At 70.0% G+C, this 20,903-nt stretch carries 15 protein-coding genes and 1 pseudogene; 7 read left to right on the forward strand and 9 right to left on the reverse strand.

Annotated features, from left to right (window positions below; translation table 11 throughout):
- Positions 1–7: 7 nt before the first annotated feature.
- Genes OOK07_RS36695 through OOK07_RS36715 form a run of 5 tightly spaced genes read right to left on the reverse strand, consistent with a single transcriptional unit; the run spans position 8 to position 7,101 of the window.
- Entirely contained in the window at positions 8–2,932 is a 2,925-nt protein-coding gene (locus OOK07_RS36695) for a glycoside hydrolase family 2 TIM barrel-domain containing protein (protein WP_266800786.1), read from the reverse strand.
- Positions 2,932–3,768, reverse strand: a complete 837-nt coding sequence (locus tag OOK07_RS36700; protein ID WP_266686438.1) for a carbohydrate ABC transporter permease — start codon at positions 3,766–3,768, stop codon at positions 2,932–2,934. The genes OOK07_RS36695 and OOK07_RS36700 overlap by 1 nt, the downstream gene beginning before the upstream one ends.
- Positions 3,769–3,782: 14 nt before the next feature.
- Entirely contained in the window at positions 3,783–4,739 is a 957-nt protein-coding gene (locus tag OOK07_RS36705) for a carbohydrate ABC transporter permease (RefSeq protein WP_266686439.1), read from the reverse strand.
- On the reverse strand, positions 4,739–6,025 hold the full coding sequence (locus OOK07_RS36710) for an ABC transporter substrate-binding protein (protein ID WP_266800787.1): 1,287 nt from the start codon (positions 6,023–6,025) through the stop codon (positions 4,739–4,741). Before OOK07_RS36710 ends, OOK07_RS36705 begins: the two co-directional genes overlap by 1 nt.
- Before the next feature lie 56 nt (positions 6,026–6,081).
- The gene (locus OOK07_RS36715; RefSeq protein WP_266686440.1) at positions 6,082–7,101 is read right to left on the reverse strand and encodes a carbohydrate kinase family protein; all 1,020 of its coding nucleotides are present in this window, start codon (positions 7,099–7,101) and stop codon (positions 6,082–6,084) included.
- Positions 7,102–7,229: 128 nt separating this feature from the next.
- Here OOK07_RS36715 and OOK07_RS36720 point away from each other — a divergent pair, with 128 nt between their 5' ends.
- The 4 genes from OOK07_RS36720 to OOK07_RS36735 all read left to right on the forward strand — a co-directional run bounded on the left by OOK07_RS36720 (position 7,230) and on the right by OOK07_RS36735 (position 13,695).
- Positions 7,230–7,994 carry a DeoR/GlpR family DNA-binding transcription regulator gene (locus tag OOK07_RS36720; protein ID WP_266800788.1) on the forward strand — a complete coding sequence of 255 codons (765 nt, stop codon included), beginning with the start codon at positions 7,230–7,232 and terminating at the stop codon, positions 7,992–7,994.
- Positions 7,991–9,328, forward strand: coding sequence for a 6-phospho-beta-glucosidase (locus OOK07_RS36725; RefSeq protein WP_266800789.1), 1,338 nt, complete (start codon positions 7,991–7,993; stop codon positions 9,326–9,328). The genes OOK07_RS36720 and OOK07_RS36725 overlap by 4 nt, the downstream gene beginning before the upstream one ends.
- A 71-nt stretch (positions 9,329–9,399) precedes the next feature.
- Positions 9,400–12,441 carry an alpha-mannosidase gene (locus tag OOK07_RS36730; RefSeq protein WP_266800790.1) on the forward strand — a complete coding sequence of 1,014 codons (3,042 nt, stop codon included), beginning with the start codon at positions 9,400–9,402 and terminating at the stop codon, positions 12,439–12,441.
- A gap of 3 nt (positions 12,442–12,444) precedes the next feature.
- Positions 12,445–13,695, forward strand: coding sequence for an alpha-L-fucosidase (locus OOK07_RS36735; protein ID WP_266800791.1), 1,251 nt, complete (start codon positions 12,445–12,447; stop codon positions 13,693–13,695).
- A gap of 332 nt (positions 13,696–14,027) precedes the next feature.
- Here the strand turns inward: OOK07_RS36735 and OOK07_RS36740 are convergent, their stop codons facing one another.
- On the reverse strand, positions 14,028–15,713 hold the full coding sequence (locus OOK07_RS36740; protein ID WP_266800792.1) for a carbohydrate binding domain-containing protein: 1,686 nt from the start codon (positions 15,711–15,713) through the stop codon (positions 14,028–14,030).
- A gap of 211 nt (positions 15,714–15,924) precedes the next feature.
- Positions 15,925–17,058 (reverse strand): ATP-grasp domain-containing protein, encoded by a 1,134-nt coding sequence (locus OOK07_RS36745; protein WP_266686445.1) that lies wholly within the window; start codon positions 17,056–17,058, stop codon positions 15,925–15,927.
- Between the two features lie 284 nt (positions 17,059–17,342).
- On the opposite strand from OOK07_RS36745, the gene OOK07_RS36750 reads away from it, so the two are divergent.
- Both OOK07_RS36750 and OOK07_RS36755 read left to right on the forward strand, forming a co-directional pair.
- The gene (locus OOK07_RS36750; protein ID WP_266800793.1) at positions 17,343–18,203 is read left to right on the forward strand and encodes a metallophosphoesterase family protein; all 861 of its coding nucleotides are present in this window, start codon (positions 17,343–17,345) and stop codon (positions 18,201–18,203) included.
- Positions 18,200–18,883 carry a 4'-phosphopantetheinyl transferase family protein gene (locus tag OOK07_RS36755; RefSeq protein WP_266686447.1) on the forward strand — a complete coding sequence of 228 codons (684 nt, stop codon included), beginning with the start codon at positions 18,200–18,202 and terminating at the stop codon, positions 18,881–18,883. Before OOK07_RS36750 ends, OOK07_RS36755 begins: the two co-directional genes overlap by 4 nt.
- A gap of 16 nt (positions 18,884–18,899) precedes the next feature.
- Here the strand turns inward: OOK07_RS36755 and OOK07_RS36760 are convergent, their stop codons facing one another.
- Complete coding sequence (locus OOK07_RS36760) at positions 18,900–19,127, reverse strand: hypothetical protein (protein ID WP_266686448.1); 228 nt, start codon at positions 19,125–19,127, stop codon at positions 18,900–18,902.
- A 238-nt stretch (positions 19,128–19,365) separates the two neighbouring features.
- Here OOK07_RS36760 and OOK07_RS36765 point away from each other — a divergent pair, with 238 nt between their 5' ends.
- Entirely contained in the window at positions 19,366–20,409 is a 1,044-nt protein-coding gene (locus tag OOK07_RS36765; RefSeq protein ID WP_266800794.1) for an alpha/beta fold hydrolase, read from the forward strand.
- 125 nt (positions 20,410–20,534) lie between these two features.
- Here the strand turns inward: OOK07_RS36765 and OOK07_RS36770 are convergent.
- A pseudogene (locus tag OOK07_RS36770) lies at positions 20,535–20,762 on the reverse strand (transposase); the annotation flags it as partial.
- Positions 20,763–20,903: the final 141 nt, after the last annotated feature.

The raw sequence follows: 20,903 nt of genomic DNA on the forward strand, positions 1-20,903 counted from the left end.
CGGGGGCTCAGAGAACGCGCAGGGTCCAGCTCCAGCGATGGACACCCGGGGGGATGAGGTAGGAGGGGGAGGCGTCGGGGCCGCACGAGGCCGTGCCGAGCCCACGGTGCGCCGCGTCGAGATGCACCACGCACCCGGCGCGCTGCACCAGCTCGTCGTGGTGCGAGGCCCCGGTCAGATCCTCGGCACGAAACCGCGTCACCGAGACCTGGCGCGGTTGGTCCAGCTCGACCGCGAGACCGGTCGCGTCCGGCGCGGACAGCGTGAAGCGGCGCACACCGTGCCGGCCGCCGCTCTCCTGCGGACGGAGGTAAGGGGTGAACAACTCGTCGACGGGGACGCGGTGGTGGCCGACGGGCGCGCCCGCGCTCCGGTCGGGATACGACTCCCACGGCCCCTGCCCGAACCACTCCAGCAGATCGAGGCCCTCCGCCGTCTCGAAGACCGAGCCGACCCGCGCCACATCGTGGAACTCGGCCGGCAGCGTCGCCTCCTCGTCGACCCGGACGCCGCCCTCGACCGAGGTGAACACCTGCCGGTGGCGTACCACGCCGACCGTGCCGGCGTACTCGGCCAGTACGGTCACCCGCCCGCCGTCCTGCCGCACCGACACGACCTTGCGGACCAGCGCGTCGAGCCCCCAGGTCCGCCAGCGCGGCGCCATGCCGCCGAGCTCGTCGTTGTCGGTGGGCGCCCGCCACAGGGACAGGGTGGGGGCGGCCGTCAGCAGTGGATGGAGCAGCAGGCCCTCGCTGTCCACCGCGACGGGCCGGGCCACGGGAACGTCCGTGCGTACGGCGGGCTCGCGCAGCCGGATCTGCGGCGCGCAGATCTCCGTGCCGCTCGGCGCCCAGGGCTGGTCCTCGGCCGTCGTCACCCGCAGCGTCAGCCACGCCTCGCCGCCCTCGCGGGGCACCTCGAAGGGCAGTGGCACGGCCGCCGTCTCGCCCGGCTGCAGATCGGGCAGTTCGGCGGGCGCGGTCAGGGTGGGGCCGTCGGCCAGGGACAGCTCCCATTCGCCGGACAGCCAGTCCAGGCCACGGAAGTGCTGGTGGTTGCCGAGCACGATGCCCTCGTGCTTGTAGCACTCGATGCGTACCGGCGCCGCGATCTCCCGGTGTTCGTACAGGGCCGGCTTGGGGGTGCGGTCCGGGAAGACGACACCGTCGGCGATGAACGCGCCGTCGTGGATCGTCTCGCCGAAGTCGCCGCCGTACGCCCAGCGGTGGCCGGGCGCGGCGACACCGTTGTCATACAGCCCGGCGCCCGCGCGCCCGGCGGGTCTGCCGTCGCTCACGTGTTGCAGGATTCCGTGGTCCCAGAACTCCCAGATGAACCCGCCCTGAAGACCCGGGGTGGCCTCGATGGCAGCCCAGTGGTCGGCCAGCGTGCCGTTGCTGTTGCCCATGGCGTGGGAGTACTCGCACTGGATGAGCGGCCTGGTCTGCCGGCCCGACAGGGCGTGCGCGACGCAGTCCTCGATCGGCGCGTACATGGGGCAGGCGATGTCGGAGGCGTCGTCGGTCGCCGCCCAGTCGAGCTTGGCGGCCCCCTCGTACTGGAGGGGCCGGGTGGGATCGTGCCGCCGCACCCACCCCGCCGCCGCGTCGTGGTTCGCGCCGTAGTCCGACTCGTTGCCCAGCGACCAGATGATGATCGACGGGTGGTTCTTGTCCCGCAGCACCATCCGCGAGACCCGGTCCACGAACGCGCCCAGGTAGCGCGGGTCGTCCGCGATCTCGTGGGCGTGGTCGTGCGACTCGATGTCGGCCTCGTCGACGACGTAGAGGCCGAGTTCGTCGGCGAGGTCGTACAGCGTCGGGTCGTTCGGGTAGTGGGAGGTGCGGATCGCGTTGAAGCCGAACCGCTTCAGCAGGGCGAGGTCCGCACGCATGTCGTCGTACGACACCGTGCGGCCGGTCAGCGGATGGAAGTCGTGCCGGTTGACGCCGCGGATGAAGACCCGTTCGCCGTTGACGAGCAGGTCGCGGCCGATGATCTCGACGTCGCGGAAGCCGACGCGGTGGCACGAGGTGTCGACGACGGTGCCGTCGCCGCGGTGCAGGCGGACGGTCAGGTCGTACAGCTCGGGGGTCTCGGCGTTCCAGGTGCGCACATCCGGGACCGTGGCGTGGATCCGGGCCTCGCCGAGGAAGTCGGAGACACGGTCGTCCTCGGCGTTGACGCGGTCGAACTCCCGGTCCTGGGTCAGGGGCAGGCCCTCCAGCTCGCCGCTGACGTACCACCCCTCGGGCAGCGCGCCGCCCGCGTCCCGCACCCGGCAGTCGACGCGCAGCCCGCCGTCGAAGGCGGCCCGCACGGTGACGTCGGCCAGGTGCAGCGGGTCGGTCGCGTACAGCAGCACCGAGCGGGTGATGCCGCCGTGCCACCACTGGTCCTGGTCCTCGATGTGCGAGGCGTCGGACCACTTGACGACGGTGAGCCGTACGACGGACCGCTCGCCGGGGCGCACGACATCGCTCAGGTCGAAGTCGGCGGCCAGGTGGGAGTCCTTGGACACGCCGACGGGCCGCCCGTCCACGTGCACCAGCAGCACGCTCTCGGCGGCACCGACCTGGAGCACGATCCGGCGTCCGGCCCAGTCGGCGGGGACGTCGACCTCACGCTCGTACACGCCCGTCGGGTTGGCGGCGGGCGAGTGGGGCGGGAACTCGGCGAAGGGCATCCGGACATTCGTGTACTGCGGCAGGTCGTCGGCGTCCTGCATGGTCTGCATCGTCCAGGCGCCCGGGACGTACGAGGACGACCAGGCACCGCCGGCCGGCGCGTCAGGAGCGGGCAGCAACCGGAAGCGCCAGTCGCCGTCCAGGGAGAGGGCCCCCTCGCGCCGGTCGACGGCGTTCATCGGCAGCCGCCCCCAGGAGGTCACCTCGGGTGCGTCCCAGGGGCGGAGCGCCATCAGCGGGTCCATCAGCGGATGGCCCCCTTGCCGAGGTCGCCGATGATCTGCTTGGCGCCGATCGCGAACACGATCAGCAGCGGGAGGAGGGCGAGCACTGCGCCGGTCATGACCATTCCGTAGTCGGTGGTTCCGTGGGTGCCGTTGAGCTGGGACAGCGCCACCTGGAGGGTGACGTTGTCGGGGTTGGTGAGGGCGATCAGGGGCCAGGCGTAGTCGTTCCACTGGCCCATGAAGGTGAAGATGCCGAGGAAGGCCAGACCCGGGCGGACCACCGGGAGGGCCACGTGCCAGTACTGGCGCAGGAAGTTCGCCCCGTCGATCCGCGAGGCGTCGAGGAGTTCGTCGTGGATGGCGCTCTTCATGTACTGGCGCATCCAGAAGATGCCGAACGCGTTCGCCGCCGCCGGCACGATCAGCGAGGTCATCGAGCCGATCCAGCCGAGCTTCGCCATGATCACGAACTGCGGGATGGCCGACAGCTGCGCGGGCACCATGAAGATGACCATCAGCAGCGCGAACAGCACGTTCTTGCCCGGGAAGTCGAACTTCGCGAAGACGAAGGCGGCGAGCGAGTCGAAGAACAGGACCAGGAAGGTCACCGACCCCGCCACCAGCAGCGAGTTGAACATCGAACCGAAGAAATCGATGTTGCCGAAGAGGCTGCGGGCGTTCTGCAGGAAGTGCGAACTCGGCAGCAGCTTCGGCGGGTACGAGAAGATCTCCGACGTGGTGTGCGTCGACATGATCACGGCCCAGTAGAACGGGAAGGCCGAGAGCAGCAGACCGATCACGAGCACGGCGTGCAGCGTGACGGACCGGCTGCGGGTTCCCTTGATGGATGCCATGGTGAGCGGCCTCCCTAGTCTTCGCCCCGGCGCTGCACCAGGCGCCAGTTGATGATCGAGAAGATGATGACGACGAGGAAGATGCCCCACGCCACGGCGGCGCCGTAGCCGAAGTCGTTGTTGTCGAAGGTCTGCTGGAAGAAGTAGAGGACCATGGTCTGGCCGGCGTGGCCCGGACCGCCCGCGAACGTCGAGTCGTTGGCGGTGGTCTGCAGCAGCACCTGTGGTTCGGAGAAGCTCTGCAGGCCGGTCACCGTCGAGATGACGAGCACGAACAGCAGCACCGGCCGCATCAGCGGCAGGGTGATCCGGAAGAAGGTCTGCACGGGACCGGCACCGTCCATGCGGGCCGCCTCGTACAGCTCGCCGGGGATGGTCTGCAGGCCGGCCAGGAAGATGATCGCGTTGTAGCCGGTCCACTGCCAGGTCATCAGCACCGCGATGGCGATCTTGATGCCCCACGGAGTGTTCAGCCACGCCACCTGGTCCAGGCCGACCGCCTGCAGCAGGGCGTTCATCAGGCCGAAGTTGGTGGAGAACACCGAGCCGAAGATGATCGCGATCGCCACGGTCGAGGTGACGTTCGGCAGGAAGTAGGCGAAGCGGTAGACGTTCTTGAAGCGGACCGCCGAGTTGAGCATCACGGCTGTCACCATCGCCAGGAAGATCATGGGGAAGGTGGCCAGCGCCCAGATGATGATCGTGTTCCCGACCGAGGTCCAGAAGTCGCTGTCGCTCAGCAGGTACTGGTACTGCGACAGGCCGGCCCACTCCATCGAGCCGAGGCCGTCCCAGCGGTGGAAGGACACGTAGAGCGAGAAGCCGACGGGGATCAGGCCGAAGCCGATGAACAGGAGGTAGAAGGGGGAGATCGCGGCGTAGAGGTGCCAATACTTGCGCCAGCCCGTCCTGGGCTGCGCGACCGCTGTGCGCTCCACCGTGACCGGGGGCTTGTCCAGGGCGGTGGCCATCAGTAGGTCACCCCCAGGTGCTGCGCGATGCGCCGGCACTTGCTCATGGCGTCACTCCAGGCCTTCTTGGGGTCCTTGCCGAGGACACCGACGTTCTTGATCTCGTCCTTGAGGGGCTGCCCGAGCGCTGTGTCGTACGGGCTGTTGTAGGCGACCGTGATCCGCTGCGCGGCGGGCCCGAAGACATCCATCGTGATCTGGCCGCCGAAGAACGGGTCGGGCGTGCGGAGCAGTTTCAGGTCGTACGAGGCGGGGGTGGACGGGAACAGGCCCGCGTCGACGAAACCCTGCGCCTGGTTGGCCGCGTTCAGGATCCACGTGATGATCTGGAAGGCCTGCTCGGGCTCCCGGCACGCCTTGGTGATCGACAGGAACGAGCCGCCGCTGTTGGACGGACGCACCGGCATCTGGGCCACCCGCCAGCGGCCCTTGGTCTTCGGCACACCGTTCTTCAGGTCGCTGGTGGCCCACGAGGCGTTGAGCTGGGCCGGCAGCTTGCCGGCCTGGATCGCCGACAACTGGTCCGGGGTACCGCTGACCAGGTCCGAGACGATCTTCCGCTGCCTGGCCTCCACGGCCAGCGCCCAGGCGTGGCGCACATGTTCCTGGTCGCCGATGAAGTGGCGGTCCTTGTCGACGTACCGCTTGCTGCCCTGCTGCACGACGTTCTCGAAGACGGCGTTGACGTCGGAGAGCAGATATGTCCCCGGAATCCGCTTCTTGAGCTGCTCGCCGGCCGCGAAGAGGTTCTCCCAGGTGTTCAGCTCCCTGGAGACGTCATCGGGTTCGTAGGGCAGCCCCGCCTTCCGGTAGACGCCGTACTGGTAGTAGTGCGCGACCGGGCCGCAGTCGATCGGGAAGCCGACCATCGTGCCGTCGTCGGCGATGCCCTGGTCCCACTTCCACGGCAGGTACTGGCTCCTGTACCTGTCCGCGCCCAGTGTCCGCAGGTCCACGAACTGGTTGGCGTTGGGCAGGTAGGACGCCATGTCCTCGCCCTTGAGGCCCGCGATGTCGGGTATGTGGGCCCGGCCCGTCATCGTGGTGATCAGCTTGGAGCGGTAGTAGCCGCCGATCTTGATCGCCTCGAGGTCGACCGAGCTGTCGTAACGGGCCTTGGCGTTCTTCAGGACCGTGTCGCCGAGGCCGCCGTCCCAGTACCACAGGACCATGTTCCGGCCGGTGGAACCGGTCGGAACGGCACAGCCGGACGCCAGGCCGCCGAGCGCCGTGGCGGCCGTACCGGCCAGGCCTGCGCGCAGCAGGCCTCTACGTGAGAGCCGCACAGCTCCCACCGCCTTTCGGGTCTTTTCGTCACTTCGCATGAGGGGGCATGTAGGGGTCAGGGGTGCCGTGCGGGTGGGGTCACGGGGGCGTGCTCCACGGGCGGGCCGACGTCCGCCGGCACGCGGTCGGAGAGGAAGCCGTACGCCCGCTTCAGCTCCGGGTCGGTCAGCGAGCGCCACCAGCGGTCGACGCCGTACCAGCCGGGGGCGGCGAGCGCTCCGCCGTGCTGCCGGACCGACAGACCGGCCGCGAGAACGGCGAACCGCAGCCGCTCCGCGAGCGGCCAGCCGCCGAGCGAGGCCGCGGCGAAGCTCGCGCCGAAGACGTCACCGGCGCCCGTCGCGTCCAGGACGTCCACGTCGAGAGCCGGGACCTCCGCGTACTCGCCGGTCGTCTGGTCGACGGCCACCGCGCCGTCGCCGCCCCGGGTGACGACGGCCACCGGCACCAGCTCGGAGAGCGTGCCGAGCGCCGCGAGCGCGCTGTCCGTACGGGTGTAGGCCATCGCCTCGGTCTCGTTCGGGAGGAAGGCGTGGCAGATCCTCAGCTGGTCGAGGAGGTCGCTGGACCACTGCTGGGTGGGGTCCCAGCCGACGTCGGCGTAGATCTGCGTGCCGTTCGCGGCGGCCTTGGCGAGCCATTCGCGGGGCTGGGCCTCGATGTGCACGAGTGCGACGCGCGCCTCGGGCGGGTCGCCCATCAGTGCGTCCTGCGAGTACGGGGGTTCCTGGCCGTGGGTGACGAGGGCGCGGTCGTGCCCGTGCGCGAGGGAGACGGTGACGGGGGTGGGCCAGCCGTCCGCGGTGCGGGAGAGCGACAGGTCGATGTCTTCCTGGTCGCACAGGACGTCCCGGCAGTACTCGCCGTAGAAGTCGTCGCCGAAGACCGTGGCCAGCGAGGTGCGCAGGCCGAAGCGGGACGTGGCCACCGCGAGGTTCGCGATGCCGCCGGGGCCGCAGCCCATGCCGGCCGTCCAGATCTCCTCGCCCGGCGTCGGCGCCTTCCCGAGCCCCGTGAGGACGAGGTCGTAGAAGAGCAGCCCGGTCAGCAGCACATCGGGCCTGTCGTCGTCCACGCGCACAGCCTCTCGTCAAAACGCGTCAATTTCGATGACCGGAATCGTGCGCTGCTCCGCGAGATTGGTCAATACCCGAGCAGAAGTGAGCATGGAAATGATTGAAGATGACGAGTAGTGTTCATGCCGTGCTGGCAGAACGACGACATCAACTCATCCTGCGGGCCCTGCGCTCCGGCGGTCCCGCGGCCGTGACCGATCTCTCCGAGCAGCTGGGTGTGAGCCCTGCCACGGTCAGACGCGACCTGGTCAAACTCGAGGACGACGGACTGCTCACCCGTGTGCACGGCGGTGCCGTCGTCGACGAGGGCGACCAGCCCTTCGCCGAGGTCGCCGAGATGCGCGTGGCGGAGAAGGACGCCATCGCCGCGCGCGCGGCGGCGATGGTCCGCGAGGGCCAGTCGGTGCTGCTGGACATCGGCACCACCGCCTTCCGGCTGGCCCGCCAGCTGCACGGCCGCCGCCTCACCGTGATCACCAGCAACCTGGTGGTCTACGAGGAGCTCGCCGACGACGAGGGCATAGAGCTGGTGCTGCTGGGCGGGATGGTCCGCCGGGAGTACCGCTCCCTGGTCGGCTTCCTCACCGAGGACAATCTGCGCCAGCTGCATGCCGACTGGCTCTTCCTCGGCACCAGTGGAGTGCGTCCCGGTGGGCAGGTGATGGACACGACCGTCGTCGAGGTGCCGGTCAAGCGCGCCATGATCAAGGCGAGCGAGCGGGTCGTCCTGCTGGCCGACTCGGCCAAGTTCCCGGGTACGGGCATGGCGAAGGTCTGCGGTCCCGAGGACCTGGACGTGGTGGTGACGAACACGCCGGCCGACCCGGCGACCAGCGCCTCCCTTCAGGAGGCGGGCGTCGAGGTGGTCGTGGCAGGAAAGGTGCAAGCGTGAGGCTGACGATTCTGGGCGGCGGCGGATTCCGGGTGCCGCTCGTGTACGGGGCGCTCCTGGGCGACCGGGGCGAGGGGCGGGTCACGGAGGTCGTGCTGCACGATCTCGACGCCGGCCGGCTGTCCGCGGTGACCCGCGTGCTCGCCGAACAGGCGGCCGGTGCCGCCGACGCCCCCACGGTGACGGCGACCACCGACCTCGACGAGGCCCTGCGCGGCGCCGACTTCGTCTTCTCCGCGATCCGCGTCGGCGGCCTTGAGGGCAGGGCGAACGACGAGCGGGTCGCCCTGGCGGAGGGCGTCCTCGGCCAGGAGACGGTCGGCGCGGGCGGCATCGCCTACGGCCTCAGGACCGTCCCGGTCGCCGTCGACGTCGCCCGGCGCGTGGCCCGTCTCGCCCCCGACGCCTGGGTCATCAACTTCACCAACCCGGCGGGCCTGGTCACCGAGGCCATGTCCCGCCACCTCGGCGACCGTGTCATCGGCATCTGCGACTCACCGGTCGGGCTCGGCCGCCGTATCGCCCGGGTGCTCGGCGGGAACCCGAAGGAGGCCTGGATCGACTACGTCGGCCTCAACCACCTCGGCTGGGTCCGCGGCCTGCACATCGCGGGGCGGGACGAACTCCCGCGGCTGCTCGCCGACCCCGACCTGCTCGGCTCCTTCGAGGAGGGCAAGCTCTTCGGCGTCGACTGGCTGCAGTCCCTCGGCGCGATCCCCAACGAATACCTGCACTACTACTACTTCAACCGCGAGGCCGTCCGCGCCTACCAGCAGGCCGAGAAGACCCGAGGCGCCTTCCTGCGCGACCAGCAGGCCCACTTCTACGAGGAGATGCGCGACCCCGAGGCGCACGCCCTGACCGCCTGGGACCGCACCCGCGCCGAGCGCGAGGCGACCTACATGGCCGAGAACCGGGAGAGCGCCGGAGCCGGCGAACGCGACGCCGACGACCTCTCCGGCGGCTACGAGAAGGTCGCCCTCGCCCTGATGCGGGCCATCGCCCGCGACGAGCGCACCACCCTGATCCTCAACGTCCGCAACCGCGGCACCCTCTCGGTGCTCGACGCCGAAGCCGTCATCGAGGTCCCGTGCCTGGTCGACGCCAACGGCGCGCACCCGGTCACCGTGGCCCCGCTGCCCGAGCACGCCACCGGCCTGGTCTGTGCGGTCAAGGCGGTCGAGCGCGAGGTGCTGGCCGCCGCGGAGTCCGGCTCCCGTACGACGGCGGTGAAGGCGTTCGCGCTGCACCCGCTGGTCGACTCCGTGAACGTGGCCCGTCGTCTGGTAGAGGGCTACACGGACGCGCATCCCGGGCTGTCGTACCTTAGGTAGACGCTCGCCGGAAAGCGCTTTCCCCAGGCTGTCTCCGCTTCCTTCGCCCGCTCCCTTCCTGGAGAGATCCCATGCACGACGAACGCCGCCGGATCGAGGAGCGCGCCGAGCGCCTCCACAACCAGCGCATCAAGCCCGCGATCTACGCGGCCACCGTCCCCCTGGCGGTCGAGGCCTGGCAGGCGCCGGGCGAGCCGGTCCCCTTCGAGGAGGCCGCGGCCGCCGCGTACGAGCCGTTCGCGATGAACACCCCGTGGGGCCCGCCCTGGGGCACGACCTGGTTCCGGATGAGCGGGCAGGTGCCCGCCGAGTGGGCCGGCCGGCGCGTCGAGACGGTCATCGACCTCGGCTTCGTCGGCGACTGGCCGGGCAACCAGGCCGAGGCGCTGGTCCACCTCCCCGACGGGACGCCCCTGAAGGCGGTCAACCCGCTCAACCAGTACGTGCCTATCGCCAACCCGGCGACGGGCGGCGAGCAGATCGACTACCTGGTCGAGGCCGCCTCCAACCCCGACATCCTGGCCAACGACTTCGCCGCGCCCACCCTCATGGGCGACGTGCTGACCGCCGGCGACAAGCCGCTGTACACCTTCCGGCGCGCCGACCTCGCCGTCCTCGACGAGGAGGTCTTCCACCTCGACCTGGACCTCCAGGTACTGCGCGAACTCATGGTCCATCTCGCCGAGCACGAGCCGCGCCGCCACGAGATCCTGCACGCCCTGGACCGGGCCATGGACGCCCTCGACCTGGACGACGTCTCCGGCAGCGCCGCCGCCGTCCGCGAGGTGCTCGCCCCCGTCCTCGCCAAGCCCGCGCACGCCAGCGCCCACACCATCTCCGGCGTCGGCCACGCGCACATCGACTCCGCCTGGCTGTGGCCCATCCGCGAGACCAAGCGCAAGACGTCCCGCACCTTCTCCAACGTCACCTCGCTCGCCGACGAGTACGACGAGTTCATCTTCGCCTGCTCCCAGGCCCAGCAGTACGAGTGGGTCCGCGACAACTACCCCCAGGTGTGGGCGCGCATCCAGGAGTCCGTGAAGAAGGGCCAGTGGGCGCCGGTCGGCGGCATGTGGGTCGAGTCCGACGGCAACCTGCCCGGCGGTGAGGCCGTCGCCCGCCAGTTCATCCACGGCAAGCGGTTCTTCATCGAGCACTTCGGCATCGAGACCAAGGGCGTCTGGCTGCCGGACTCCTTCGGCTACAACGCCGCCTACCCGCAGCTCGCCAAGCTCGCCGGCAACGAGTGGTTCCTCACCCAGAAGATCTCCTGGAACCAGACCAACAAGTTCCCCCACCACACGTTCTGGTGGGAGGGCATCGACGGCACCCGCATCTTCACCCACTTCCCGCCGGTCGACACCTACAACGCGCGCTTCAGCGGCGAGGAGATGGACCGCGCGGTGCGCAACTACCAGGAGAAGGGCGGCGGTACCCGCTCCCTCGCCCCCTTCGGCTGGGGTGACGGCGGTGGCGGCCCCACCCGCGAGATCATGGAACGGGCGCGCAGGCTCGCCGACCTGGAGGGTTCGCCCAAGGTCGTCGTCGAGCACCCCGACGCCTTCTTCGCCAAGGCCCGCGAGGAGTACCCGGACGCCCCGGTCTGGAACGGCGAGCTCTACCTGGAGCTGCACCGCGCCACCTACACCTCCCAGGCCCGCACCAAGCAGGGCAACCGCCGCTCCGAACACAAGCTCCGCGAGGCCGAGTTGTGGGCGACGACGGCCGCACTGCACGCGCCGGGCTACGCCTACCCGTACGAGAAGCTGGACCGGCTGTGGAAGACGGTGCTGCTGCACCAGTTCCACGACATCCTGCCGGGGTCGTCGATCGCCTGGGTGCACCGTGAGGCGGAGGCCGAATACGCCCGGGTGGCAAAGGAGTTGGAGGAGCTGACGGCGCATGCCGTGGCCGCGCTGGGCGAGGGCGGGAGCCGGGTCTTCAACACCAGCCCCTTCGACCGATCCGAAGTGGTCCGTACCCCCGAGGGCCTGCCCGCGTATGTGCGGGTGCCCGCGAGCGGCAGCGCGCCCCTGGTCGCCGCCGAGCCCGCGCAGCCGGTGACGGCCGACGGCCGCGTCCTCGACAACGGCCTGGTCCGTGTCGAGGTCGCACAGGACGGAACCCTGTCGTCCGTGTTCGACCTGCGGGCCAACCGCGAAGTCCTCGCCGAGCAGGGCAACCTGCTCCGCCTGCACACCGACCTGCCCAACTACTGGGACGCCTGGGACATCGACAAGCACTACAGGAACCGCTACACGGACCTGCTGGAGCCCGAGTCGGTCACCGTGGTCGAGGCGGACCCGCTGGTCGGCGCCATCCGCATCGAGCGCTCCTTCGGCAAGGGCTCCAGGATCACCCAGACGGTCACGCTCCGTGCCGGCAGCCCCCGCATCGACTTCGAGACCGACATCGACTGGCACGAGGCCGAGAAGATCCTCAAGGCGGGCTTCCCCGTCGACATCCGGGCCCCGCACTCCTCCGCCGAGATCCAGTTCGGCCACGTCCAGCGGCCCACGCACACCAACACCAGCTGGGAAGCGGCCCGTTTCGAGGTCTCCGGCCACCGCTGGGTGCACATCGCAGAGCCCGGCTACGGCGTCGCGGTCATCAACGACTCGACCTACGGCCACGACGTGACCCGCACGGTCCGTGAGGACGGCGGCACGACGACCCGGGTCAGCCTCAGCCTGGTCCGCGCCCCGCGCGTCCCGGACCCGGAGGCCGACCAGGGCCGCCACCGCTTCGTCTACTCGCTCCTGCCCGGCGCCAGCATCGACGACGCCGTCGCCGAGGGCTACGCCCTCAACCTCCCCCTGCGGGTGGCGGATTCGGCAGGCGCCCCGGAGCCGGTGGTCTCCGTGGACGGCGAGGGCGTGACCGTCGAGGCGGTCAAGCTCGCCGACGACGCCTCGGGCGATGTCGTCGTACGGCTCTACGAGTCCCGCGGCGGCCGCGCCCAGGGCGTGCTGCGCACCGGCTTCCCGCTCGCCGGCGCCCAGGTGACCGACCTGCTGGAACGGCGACTGGAGGACGCGGACGTGGTCGACGGCGGCGTCCCCGTCGCGCTGCGGCCCTTCCAGATCCTGACGCTCCGACTGCGGAGGAGCTGACCCGTGCCCATGCAACCCTGGTTCACCGACGCCAAGTTGGGGATCTTCGTCCACTGGGGCATCTACGCCGTCGACGGCGTCCAGGAATCCTGGTCGTTCTACGACGACATCGTGCCGCACGACCAGTACATGTCCCAGCTGGAACGCTTCACGGGCGCCCACTACGACCCGAAGGCCTGGGCCGACCTGTTCGCCCGGGCGGGCGCCAGGTACGCCGTCCTGACGAGTCGTCACCATGACGGCGTGGCGCTGTGGGACACGAAGTACGGCGACCTCAACCTCGGCCGGGACTACCTCACCGGCTACGCGGAGGCTTTGCGGGAGAAGGGCCTCAAGGTCGGCTTCTACTACTCCCACTCCGACTGGAGCCACCCCGACTACGCCTCCACACGCAAGCCGGGCCGGCCGCCGGAGCAGGAGGACAACCGCTACTCCGAGGTGGCGGCCGAGAGCGAGGACCTGGACGCCTGGGAGCGGTTCATCGCCTACCGGGACGGCCAGGTCCGGGAGTTGGCATCCCGCCACCGGCCCGACCTGATGTGGTTCGACGGCGAGTGGGACCGCAGCGAGGAACAGTGGCGCATCCCCGAACTCGCCGCGCTCATCCGCTCGTACTCCCCGGACGTCGTCTTCAACGCCCGCATGCTCAGCGAGGGCGACTTCGCCACCCCCGAACAGGGCGCCCCCATCGTGCCGCCGGACGGCCCCTGGGAACTGTGCCTGACGATCAACGACTCATGGGGCTACCAGCACCACGACCACCACCACAAGCCGCTCGCTCAGCTGATCCGCTACTTCACCGAGACCATCGGCGCAGGCGGCAACCTGCTCCTCGACGTGGGCCCGATGGAGGACGGCACCATCCCGCAGCCGCAGGTCGAGCGTCTGGAAGGCCTGGGGGAGTGGATCCGCAAGCACGCGGAGGCGGTGTACGGGACGCAGCGCGGGCTGCCGCCCGGGCACCACTACGGTCCCAGCACCCTGTCCGCCGACCGCCGCACCCTCTACCTCACCCTGTTCGACATCCCCCGTGCCGAGACCGGCGTCCGGGGCCTCGCCACCGGGGTCCGCAGGGTCACCGTGCTCGGCACCGGCACCGAACTCGCCCACCGGGTCGTCGGCGGACTGCACGACGCGGTCGGCGTGCTGTGGATCGACCCGCCGGCCGAGGCCGACCTCGACCCGTACGCCACCGTTCTCGCCGTCGAGTTGGAGGGCGAGCTGGAGCTGTACCGGGGGTCGGGCCGGTTCTGACGGCCACTCACATATAGCCGTCCCGGCTCTGATCGCGCTGCCGGCGGGCTTCCCCGCGGGTTCGCACGAACTCGGTGAGGGGAGCCCGTAGCGCGTAGACGGCGACCAGCGCGGTCGCGACACTGCCCGCCGCGATGAGCCAGTCCTTCGAGGAGCGACAGGCAGCGGCCGGTGATGCTGCGTCTCCTCACGCCTGCGCCGCCTCGGCCATGAGCCGCCCCCGGATCCCGTGCCGTCGAGCCGCGGGAAGGCCCCCGCGGCGGTCGGTTCAAGATTCTTCCCGCCGCGGGGGCCCGGGCGCCAGCCCTTCTTCCAGCCTCCTCAATTGCTCCTCAGCCGGTGAAGCCGGCCGTGATCGAGGTGAACTGCCAGTTGTTCTGGCTGATGCCGGAGCAGTTGCTCACCACGCCCCCGCCCGGGCACGGCCGGTCGCGGTTGACCGACCAGAACGCGAGCCGCGCGATGTGATGGCTGTTGCTCCAGTCCTTGATCTGGGTCCAGATCGCCGGAGTGGTCGTCTCCTGCTGGTCGGACAGGCCGTTCATGCCCGAGATGCCGATGTGGGAGTAGGCGGTGGCGTCGTCCCAGCCGAAGGCCGACTTCAGCTTGGCCTTCAGACCCTCCGCCGCGTTCACGGTGTTGCCGTACATGTCGGAGCCGCCGCCGAAGTCGAACGGCATGATCGTGAAGACGTCGATGCCCGCGCCGAGCGACTGCGCCTGCTCGATGAGCCGGTTGCCGTAGTACGTGGGGCCGGTGGTCGACGTGCCGAAGGTGACGATGGTCTTCAGGCCGGGGTTGTTGGCCTTGACCGTCTTCAGGGCGGTCAGGATCTTCGCCTGCACGGCCTCGTTCTCGAACTCGTCCGAGTTCTCGATGTCCATGTCGATCGCCTTGAGCGAGTAGGCGTCGATCACCTTCTGCAGGGCCCCGGCGAGTGCGCTGGCGGAGGAGCAGTTGGCGCCGAGCTTGCTGCCCTGCCAGCCGCCGAACGACGGCACGATGTCACCGCCGGCGGACCGGATCTGGTTGATGGCGGTCTGGTCGACGCCGCCGGTCAGCGCCCGGCTGCCGTCCCAGGCCGGGGTGCAGCCGCCCGAGTCCAGCACGAAGGCCATGGTGAACCACTTGACGCCGGTCGCGCTCATCACCGTGCTCGGGCTCGGCGGATCACCCCAGCCCTCGTACAGATATGGCGCCGCCTGCTTGAAGCCGGTCCCGCCACCACCGCCCGCGTCCGTGGTCACGCTCACGGAGTTGGAGGCCCCGGAGGTGTTCCCGGCCGCGTCCCGCGCCTTGACGGTGAAGGTGTATCCGGTGCTGGGCGACAGCCCGCCGACCGTGGCGGACGTGCCGGAGACGGTGAGGACGTTGCTCGATCCGCTGTAGACGTCGTACGCCGTGACGCCCACGTTGTCCGTCGAGGCGTTCCACTTCAGCGCCACGCTTGACGACGTCTTGCCGGTGGAGGCCAGCCCGGTCGGCGTGCTCGGCGCCTGCTTGTCCGAGCCGCCACCGCCGCCGGGCCCGTCCAGGCCGATGTCGTCGGCGTAGTAGCTGCCCTGGGCGTACCAGCCGTGGACGTAGATCGTCGCGCTCGTCTGCGAGGCGCCGGTCGTGAAGGAGACGGACAGCAGGCTGTACGCGGAGGGGGACGTCGTCCAGGTGGAGGCGCCGCCGTTCACGCCGAGGTAGACGTACGAGCCCCGCACCCAGCCGCTGAGCGCGTACGTGGTGTTCGGCTGGACCGCGACCGTCTGGCTGCACTGCGCGTTGTCGCTCGAACTCACCGCGCCCTGCAGGGCTTTGGCGCCCCCGTGCACGGGGGAGGAGACGACTGAGCCGAGGTTGCCGGTGCAGCTCCACGGGGAGAGGCCGCCCGATTCGAAGCCGGAATTGGTCAGGATGTTGGCCGCTTGGGCCGTACCGGGAAGAGCGATGGCCCCGGTGAGCGCGAGTGCGGCGGAGCCGAGCAGTGCGAGGAGCCGACGTCTGTGACGTCCGAGTGAGTTGCGCACGCGATCTCCCTGAAAGGAATGGGGGTGTCCGGGAGTGCAGAGAGGTGCGCGACACAAGTTGGTATGGACCAATCCCGGTGTCAAGGTCTGACGCCGAATTGGTCCATACCGGTGAGCGAGTCGCCCTTTCCAAGGGGCGCGGGGGCTACCCGTTTTTGGGGACGCTGGGAACCGCGCGATCAACCACGACGAACTCGCACCCGCCGACCGCCTACAGCGGCATTACGGTCGCCGCCGCCTCGACGGAATCGACCGGTGCCGGCATCGGCACGGCCGGCAACAACGCCTCCGTCGGTTCCTCGACCCTCTGCTGCGGCAGCGAAACCGCCCGCAGGGGCCGCAGCCCGGAAACCACCGTGTAGTCCTGCCCCAGGAACGGCGGGGCCATCTCGCCCGGATCCTCACCGAGAGCCAACTGCACCGCCGCCCAAGGGGCGTTGACCCCGCACAGCGACAGCTGGTGCAGGCCGCCGGCCGGCCGCGTGTTCACATCCATCAGCACCGGCCGGTCGCCGTACATCCGGAACTGGATGTTGGACAGGTAGTGCAGCCCGAAGCTCTCCGCGACCAGCCGCGCCGGCTCCAGCCACTGCTCGTGCAGGGTGAACCCGCGCCGCCGGCCGTTCTTGGTGCGTCCGATCGCCAGCCGCACCCGGTCGTCGGGCCCGGTGAGGCAGTCCACCGACACCTCCGGCTGCTCCAGACGCGGCATCACCAGCCAGTCGACGGGCTCCTCGGCCTGCCGCAGCGCCTCCACGACGAGGTCCAGCGGCACATACGGGCTCGGGAAGCCGCTCAGCTGTGCCATCGAGAACGGAGCACGCGTGATCACACGGAAGCCCACCCCGCCGGCACCGGACGCCGGCTTGAAGCACGCCTTGTGCCCGCCCGCCTCCAACTCCTCGACAGCCGCGACGAGTTCATCCGCCGACCGCACCCGCCACCACGGCGGCACCGGCGCCCCGATCGCCTCCATGGCCTCGTAGGCGATCACCTTGTCCTCGAAGACGGCCACGGCCTCGGGCGGTGGCGCGAGCAGCGCGGTACCGGCCGCCTCGAAATCGGCGCGGTGCGCCACGATCGCCGACTGGTGCAGCCGTGGCACGAACACGTCGATCCCGCGACGCCGGCACTGCGCCAGCGCGAACTCCACGTACCCGGCGGGAGACAGGCCCCCCGGCTCCAGGTCGGCGGTGTCGGCGGCGGCCAGCACGGGAGAGTCCGCGTCCCCGTGCGTCGCATGGATCTCGACCGCCCGATCGCTGGGATTTCGGCGCAGCTGATCCATGAAGAACACGTTCTCCGCGTACGTGCGGTTGAGCCAGACGCGTACGCGAGAGACCATGCAGGGCCGTCCTTTCACGGTTCGCGGGCACGGCGGAGCAGCCCGTGCCCGGGCAGTGGAGTTTGAGGGTCACCAAACCGCCCCTGTCCAAGGGGTTCGTGGCGGAGGTTTCGGGGCGATCATACGGCTTCGCGGAGGCCGCGCGTGCAACGTACGTGTTACGGATCCCCCTCGCGGATCCTCCGATCGTGCCGCCTTGTCCCGCACCGGCGACGTGTGTTCTCGTGGTCCCGTTCATGCGTGCGCCGAGTGTGCGTACGCAGGGTGTACGGAGGGGGCGGGACGTGACGTCGACGGCCGGTGGTGCCGGACAACTGCTGGCCATCAGCGACCTGCACATCGGATATGCCGAGAACCGCGCCCTGGTCGAGGCCATGCGCCCCGAGTCGGACGAGGACTGGCTGCTCGTGGCCGGCGACGTCTCCGAGACCGTGTCCGACATCCGCTGGACCCTGGAGACCCTCGCGGGCCGCTTCCGCAAGGTCATCTGGGCGCCGGGCAACCACGAACTGTGGACCCATCCGAAGGATCCCGTCACCCTGCGCGGCGTCGCCCGCTACGAACACCTCGTCGCCCTGTGCCGCGAGCTGGGCGTCACGACACCCGAGGACCCCTACCCCGTGTGGCAGAGCCCCGACGGCCCCGTGGCCGTGGCACCGCTCTTCCTCCTCTACGACTACTCGTTCCTGCCCGAGGGCTGCGTCACCAAGGAACAGGGACTGGAGTACGCGCACGGGACAGGCATCGTGTGCAACGACGAGTACCTGCTCCACCCCGACCCCTACCCCAGCCGCGAGGCCTGGTGCCGGGCCCGTGTCGCCGAGACCGAACTCAGGCTCGCTGCGCTCCCCGCCGACCTGCCCACCGTCCTCGTCAACCACTACCCGCTGGACCGGCACCCCTGTGACGTCCTGTGGCACCCCGAATTCGCCATGTGGTGCGGCACGGACCTGACCGCGGACTGGCACCGGCGCTTCAGGGTCGAGACGATGGTCTACGGACATCTCCACATCCCGCGGACCACCTGGCACGAGGGAGTCCGCTTCGAGGAGGTCTCCGTCGGCTACCCCCGGGAGTGGCGCAAGCGGGCGGAGCCACCGGGGAGACTGCGCCGCGTACTGCCGAAGGAGGTCGGGGTCGGGTGATCGAGGAGCTGCTGCCGGACGAGGTGGTGGCCGTGGAGGTGCACGGCGACGACGGGAGCGAACCCGCGCCGCTGTACCCCCAGGAGGCCGAGGTCGTCGCGCAGGCGGTCGACAAACGCCGTCGCGAGTTCGCCCTCGTCCGTGCCTGCGCCCGCCGCGCCATGGACAAGCTCGGCGTGCCGCCGCAGCCCGTCCTGCCCGGCGAACGCGGGGCGCCGCACTGGCCGCCCGGCCTGGCCGGCAGCATGACCCACTGCGACGGCTACGCCGCCGCCGCGCTGGCCCGCGCCACCGACCTCGCCTCCCTCGGCATCGACGCCGAACCCCATCAGCCGCTCCCGGAGGGCGTCCTGGAGGCCGTCTCCCTGCCCACCGAAGTTGCCAGGCTGCGCCGGCTGGGCGCGCAGCACCCCGGTATCCACTGGGAGCGGCTGCTGTTCAGCGCGAAGGAATCCGTCTACAAGGCGTGGTTCCCCCTCACCCGACAGTGGCTGGAGTTCACGGAAGCCGACATCGACATGTCCGTCAGTCCGGGCGAGCCGCTGCACGGGCGCTTCCGCGCCCAACTCCTCGTCCCCGGCCCGCTGGTCGGTGGCCGGCGCCTCGGCCACTTCGAGGGCCGGTGGACCGTCCAGCGGGGGCTGGTGGCAACGGCGATCACGGTGTCGCACACCCCCTGAGCCCCCGCCCGGCACGTCACGGCTCGGGGCACCAGCTCTGCAGCAGCCGGAAGAACTCCTCCTCGTTCCCCCTCAACCCCGCGGCCGCCAGCGCCTGCTCCGCCTCGGCGAGCACGCCGGGCGGCACGACGGGTGGTCGGCCGGAGCCAGGGGGACCGTCGAAGGCGGCTCGAACGGTGTGCAGCAGCCGGAGATAAGCCTGTACGGCGGTGCGCTCCTGGTCGGTCAGTACGGCTGTGGGCATGTGTCGGCTCTCCCCGTGTCGGCGTCGTCGTCCTCGCGCCCCTAGGCGCGCGCCCCGCACAGGCGGGCGCAACTCCAGCTTGCCGCCCACCACTGACAATCGGGTTCCCGAACGCGTCCCTTCGCCCGCTTAGCGGAGGCGAAACCTCCCTGAAATCCCACGTGGGACAGCCGCTCTACATTGGATGGCGAGGGCTCTCGGCCGCTTGTGCGGCCGCCACGGAACGGGAGGCGAGCAAGTGGTCGACGTCCCTTCCCGGCGCCCGGTGCGCGCCGTACGGCTGCGCCCGGTGGGCGACGGGGAACTCGAGTTGCAGTACCGCGTGGTGCACGGCTACCGGCGGGCCTTCCGCATGGCCGGCCAGGGCCCGGCACTCGTCCTCGTCCACGGTATCGGGGACTCCTCGGCGACCTGGGCCGAGTTGATCCCCGACCTCGCCCGCACGCACACCGTCATCGCCCCCGACCTGCTCGGTCACGGCGCCTCCGACAAACCCCGCGCCGACTACTCGGTGGCCGCGTACGCCAACGGCGTGCGGGACCTGCTCACCACCCTCGGCATCGAGTCGGCGACGCTGGTCGGGCACTCGCTCGGCGGAGGCGTGGCCATGCAGTTCGCCTACCAGTTCCCCGAGCGCACCGAGCGGCTCGTGCTGGTCAGCGCGGGCGGCGTCGGCCGCGAGGTCAACCCCGTTCTGCGGCTGGTCTCCCTGCCCGGAGCCCACCTGATGCTGTCCACGCTGCGGCTGCCCGGCATGCGACTCCAAGTGGGGCTCGTGGCACGTCTGATGAAGCTCCTGGACACCGACCTCGGCCAGGACGCCCCCGAACTCCTCACCCTTGTGGACGCCTTGCCCGACGAGACCTCCCGCAACGCCTTCATCCGCACCCTGCGTGCGGTCGTCGACTGGCGAGGCCAGGTCGTCACGATGCTCGACCGGTGCTACCTCACCGAGGGCATGCCGACCATGCTGATGTGGGGCGACCGCGACAGTGTGGTGCCGGTGCGACACGCGTTCGGGGCACACGAGGCGATGCCGGGCAGCCGCCTGGAGATATTCGAGGACGCCGGACACTTCCCGTTCCACAGCGACCCCACGCGCTTCGTCTCGCTGATCGAGGACTTCACGGCGAGCACGACACCCGCCCACTGGAGCCGGGAACACTGGCGGAAGCTGCTCGTCGAGGGCCGGCCGGCCACCGGCGCCGGGTGGCCGGACACGGCCCGCAACAGGGAGGTGGAACGCGAACTGAGGGAGGCGAGTGAGCGTAGCGCTACGTGACATGGCACTCGTGGTGGCATGGCAGGTAACCACTCCCGGTGGCATGTGACAGTCCCCCGCGCGCCCAGCTGGCGACGGCTCAGCCCTGAGTGGGCGTTTGATCTAGGTGGATTGCCCTTTACCTCCTAGTACGTTCCTCGCCAGGTGGGTGTCGTCTCGTCCGTTATGCGCTTGGTGAGGTTGTCGATCGAGGCGACGTGGATCATGGCCTCGGAGCTGGCGGGCAGGGTCTCGTAGTCGCGGGCGAGGCGCCGGTGCAGCATGATCCAACCAATACTTCGTTCGACAACCCAGCGCCTCTTGACAACGTGGAAGCCGCGAACTCCTGGGTTTCTGTTGACGACTTCGACGTCGGTGCGGCGTAGTAGGCGTAGACAGTGCCGTGGTTGGGGAAGTCGTGCGGGAGGTATTTCCTAATCTTCAAACCAGACGGACTTCATGCACGAGAACCGGAGTAAACGGGCGGCCAAGTTCGCAGCTCGATGGACGCGAGG

It is taken from the genome of Streptomyces sp. NBC_00078 (genome assembly GCF_026343335.1).
Lineage (GTDB): Bacteria > Actinomycetota > Actinomycetes > Streptomycetales > Streptomycetaceae > Streptomyces.

Excerpts from the sequence above, each read along its gene's own strand:
- OOK07_RS36745 (WP_266686445.1), bottom strand. The coding sequence starts at position 17,058 with ATGGTCTCTCGCGTACGCGTCTGGCTCAACCGCACGTACGCGGAGAAC.
- OOK07_RS36760 (WP_266686448.1), bottom strand. The coding sequence starts at position 19,127 with ATGCCCACAGCCGTACTGACCGACCAGGAGCGCACCGCCGTACAGGCT.
- OOK07_RS36705 (WP_266686439.1), bottom strand. The coding sequence starts at position 4,739 with ATGGCCACCGCCCTGGACAAGCCCCCGGTCACGGTGGAGCGCACAGCG.
- OOK07_RS36700 (WP_266686438.1), bottom strand. The coding sequence starts at position 3,768 with ATGGCATCCATCAAGGGAACCCGCAGCCGGTCCGTCACGCTGCACGCC.
- OOK07_RS36695 (WP_266800786.1), bottom strand. The coding sequence starts at position 2,932 with ATGGACCCGCTGATGGCGCTCCGCCCCTGGGACGCACCCGAGGTGACC.
- OOK07_RS36730 (WP_266800790.1), top strand. The coding sequence starts at position 9,400 with ATGCACGACGAACGCCGCCGGATCGAGGAGCGCGCCGAGCGCCTCCAC.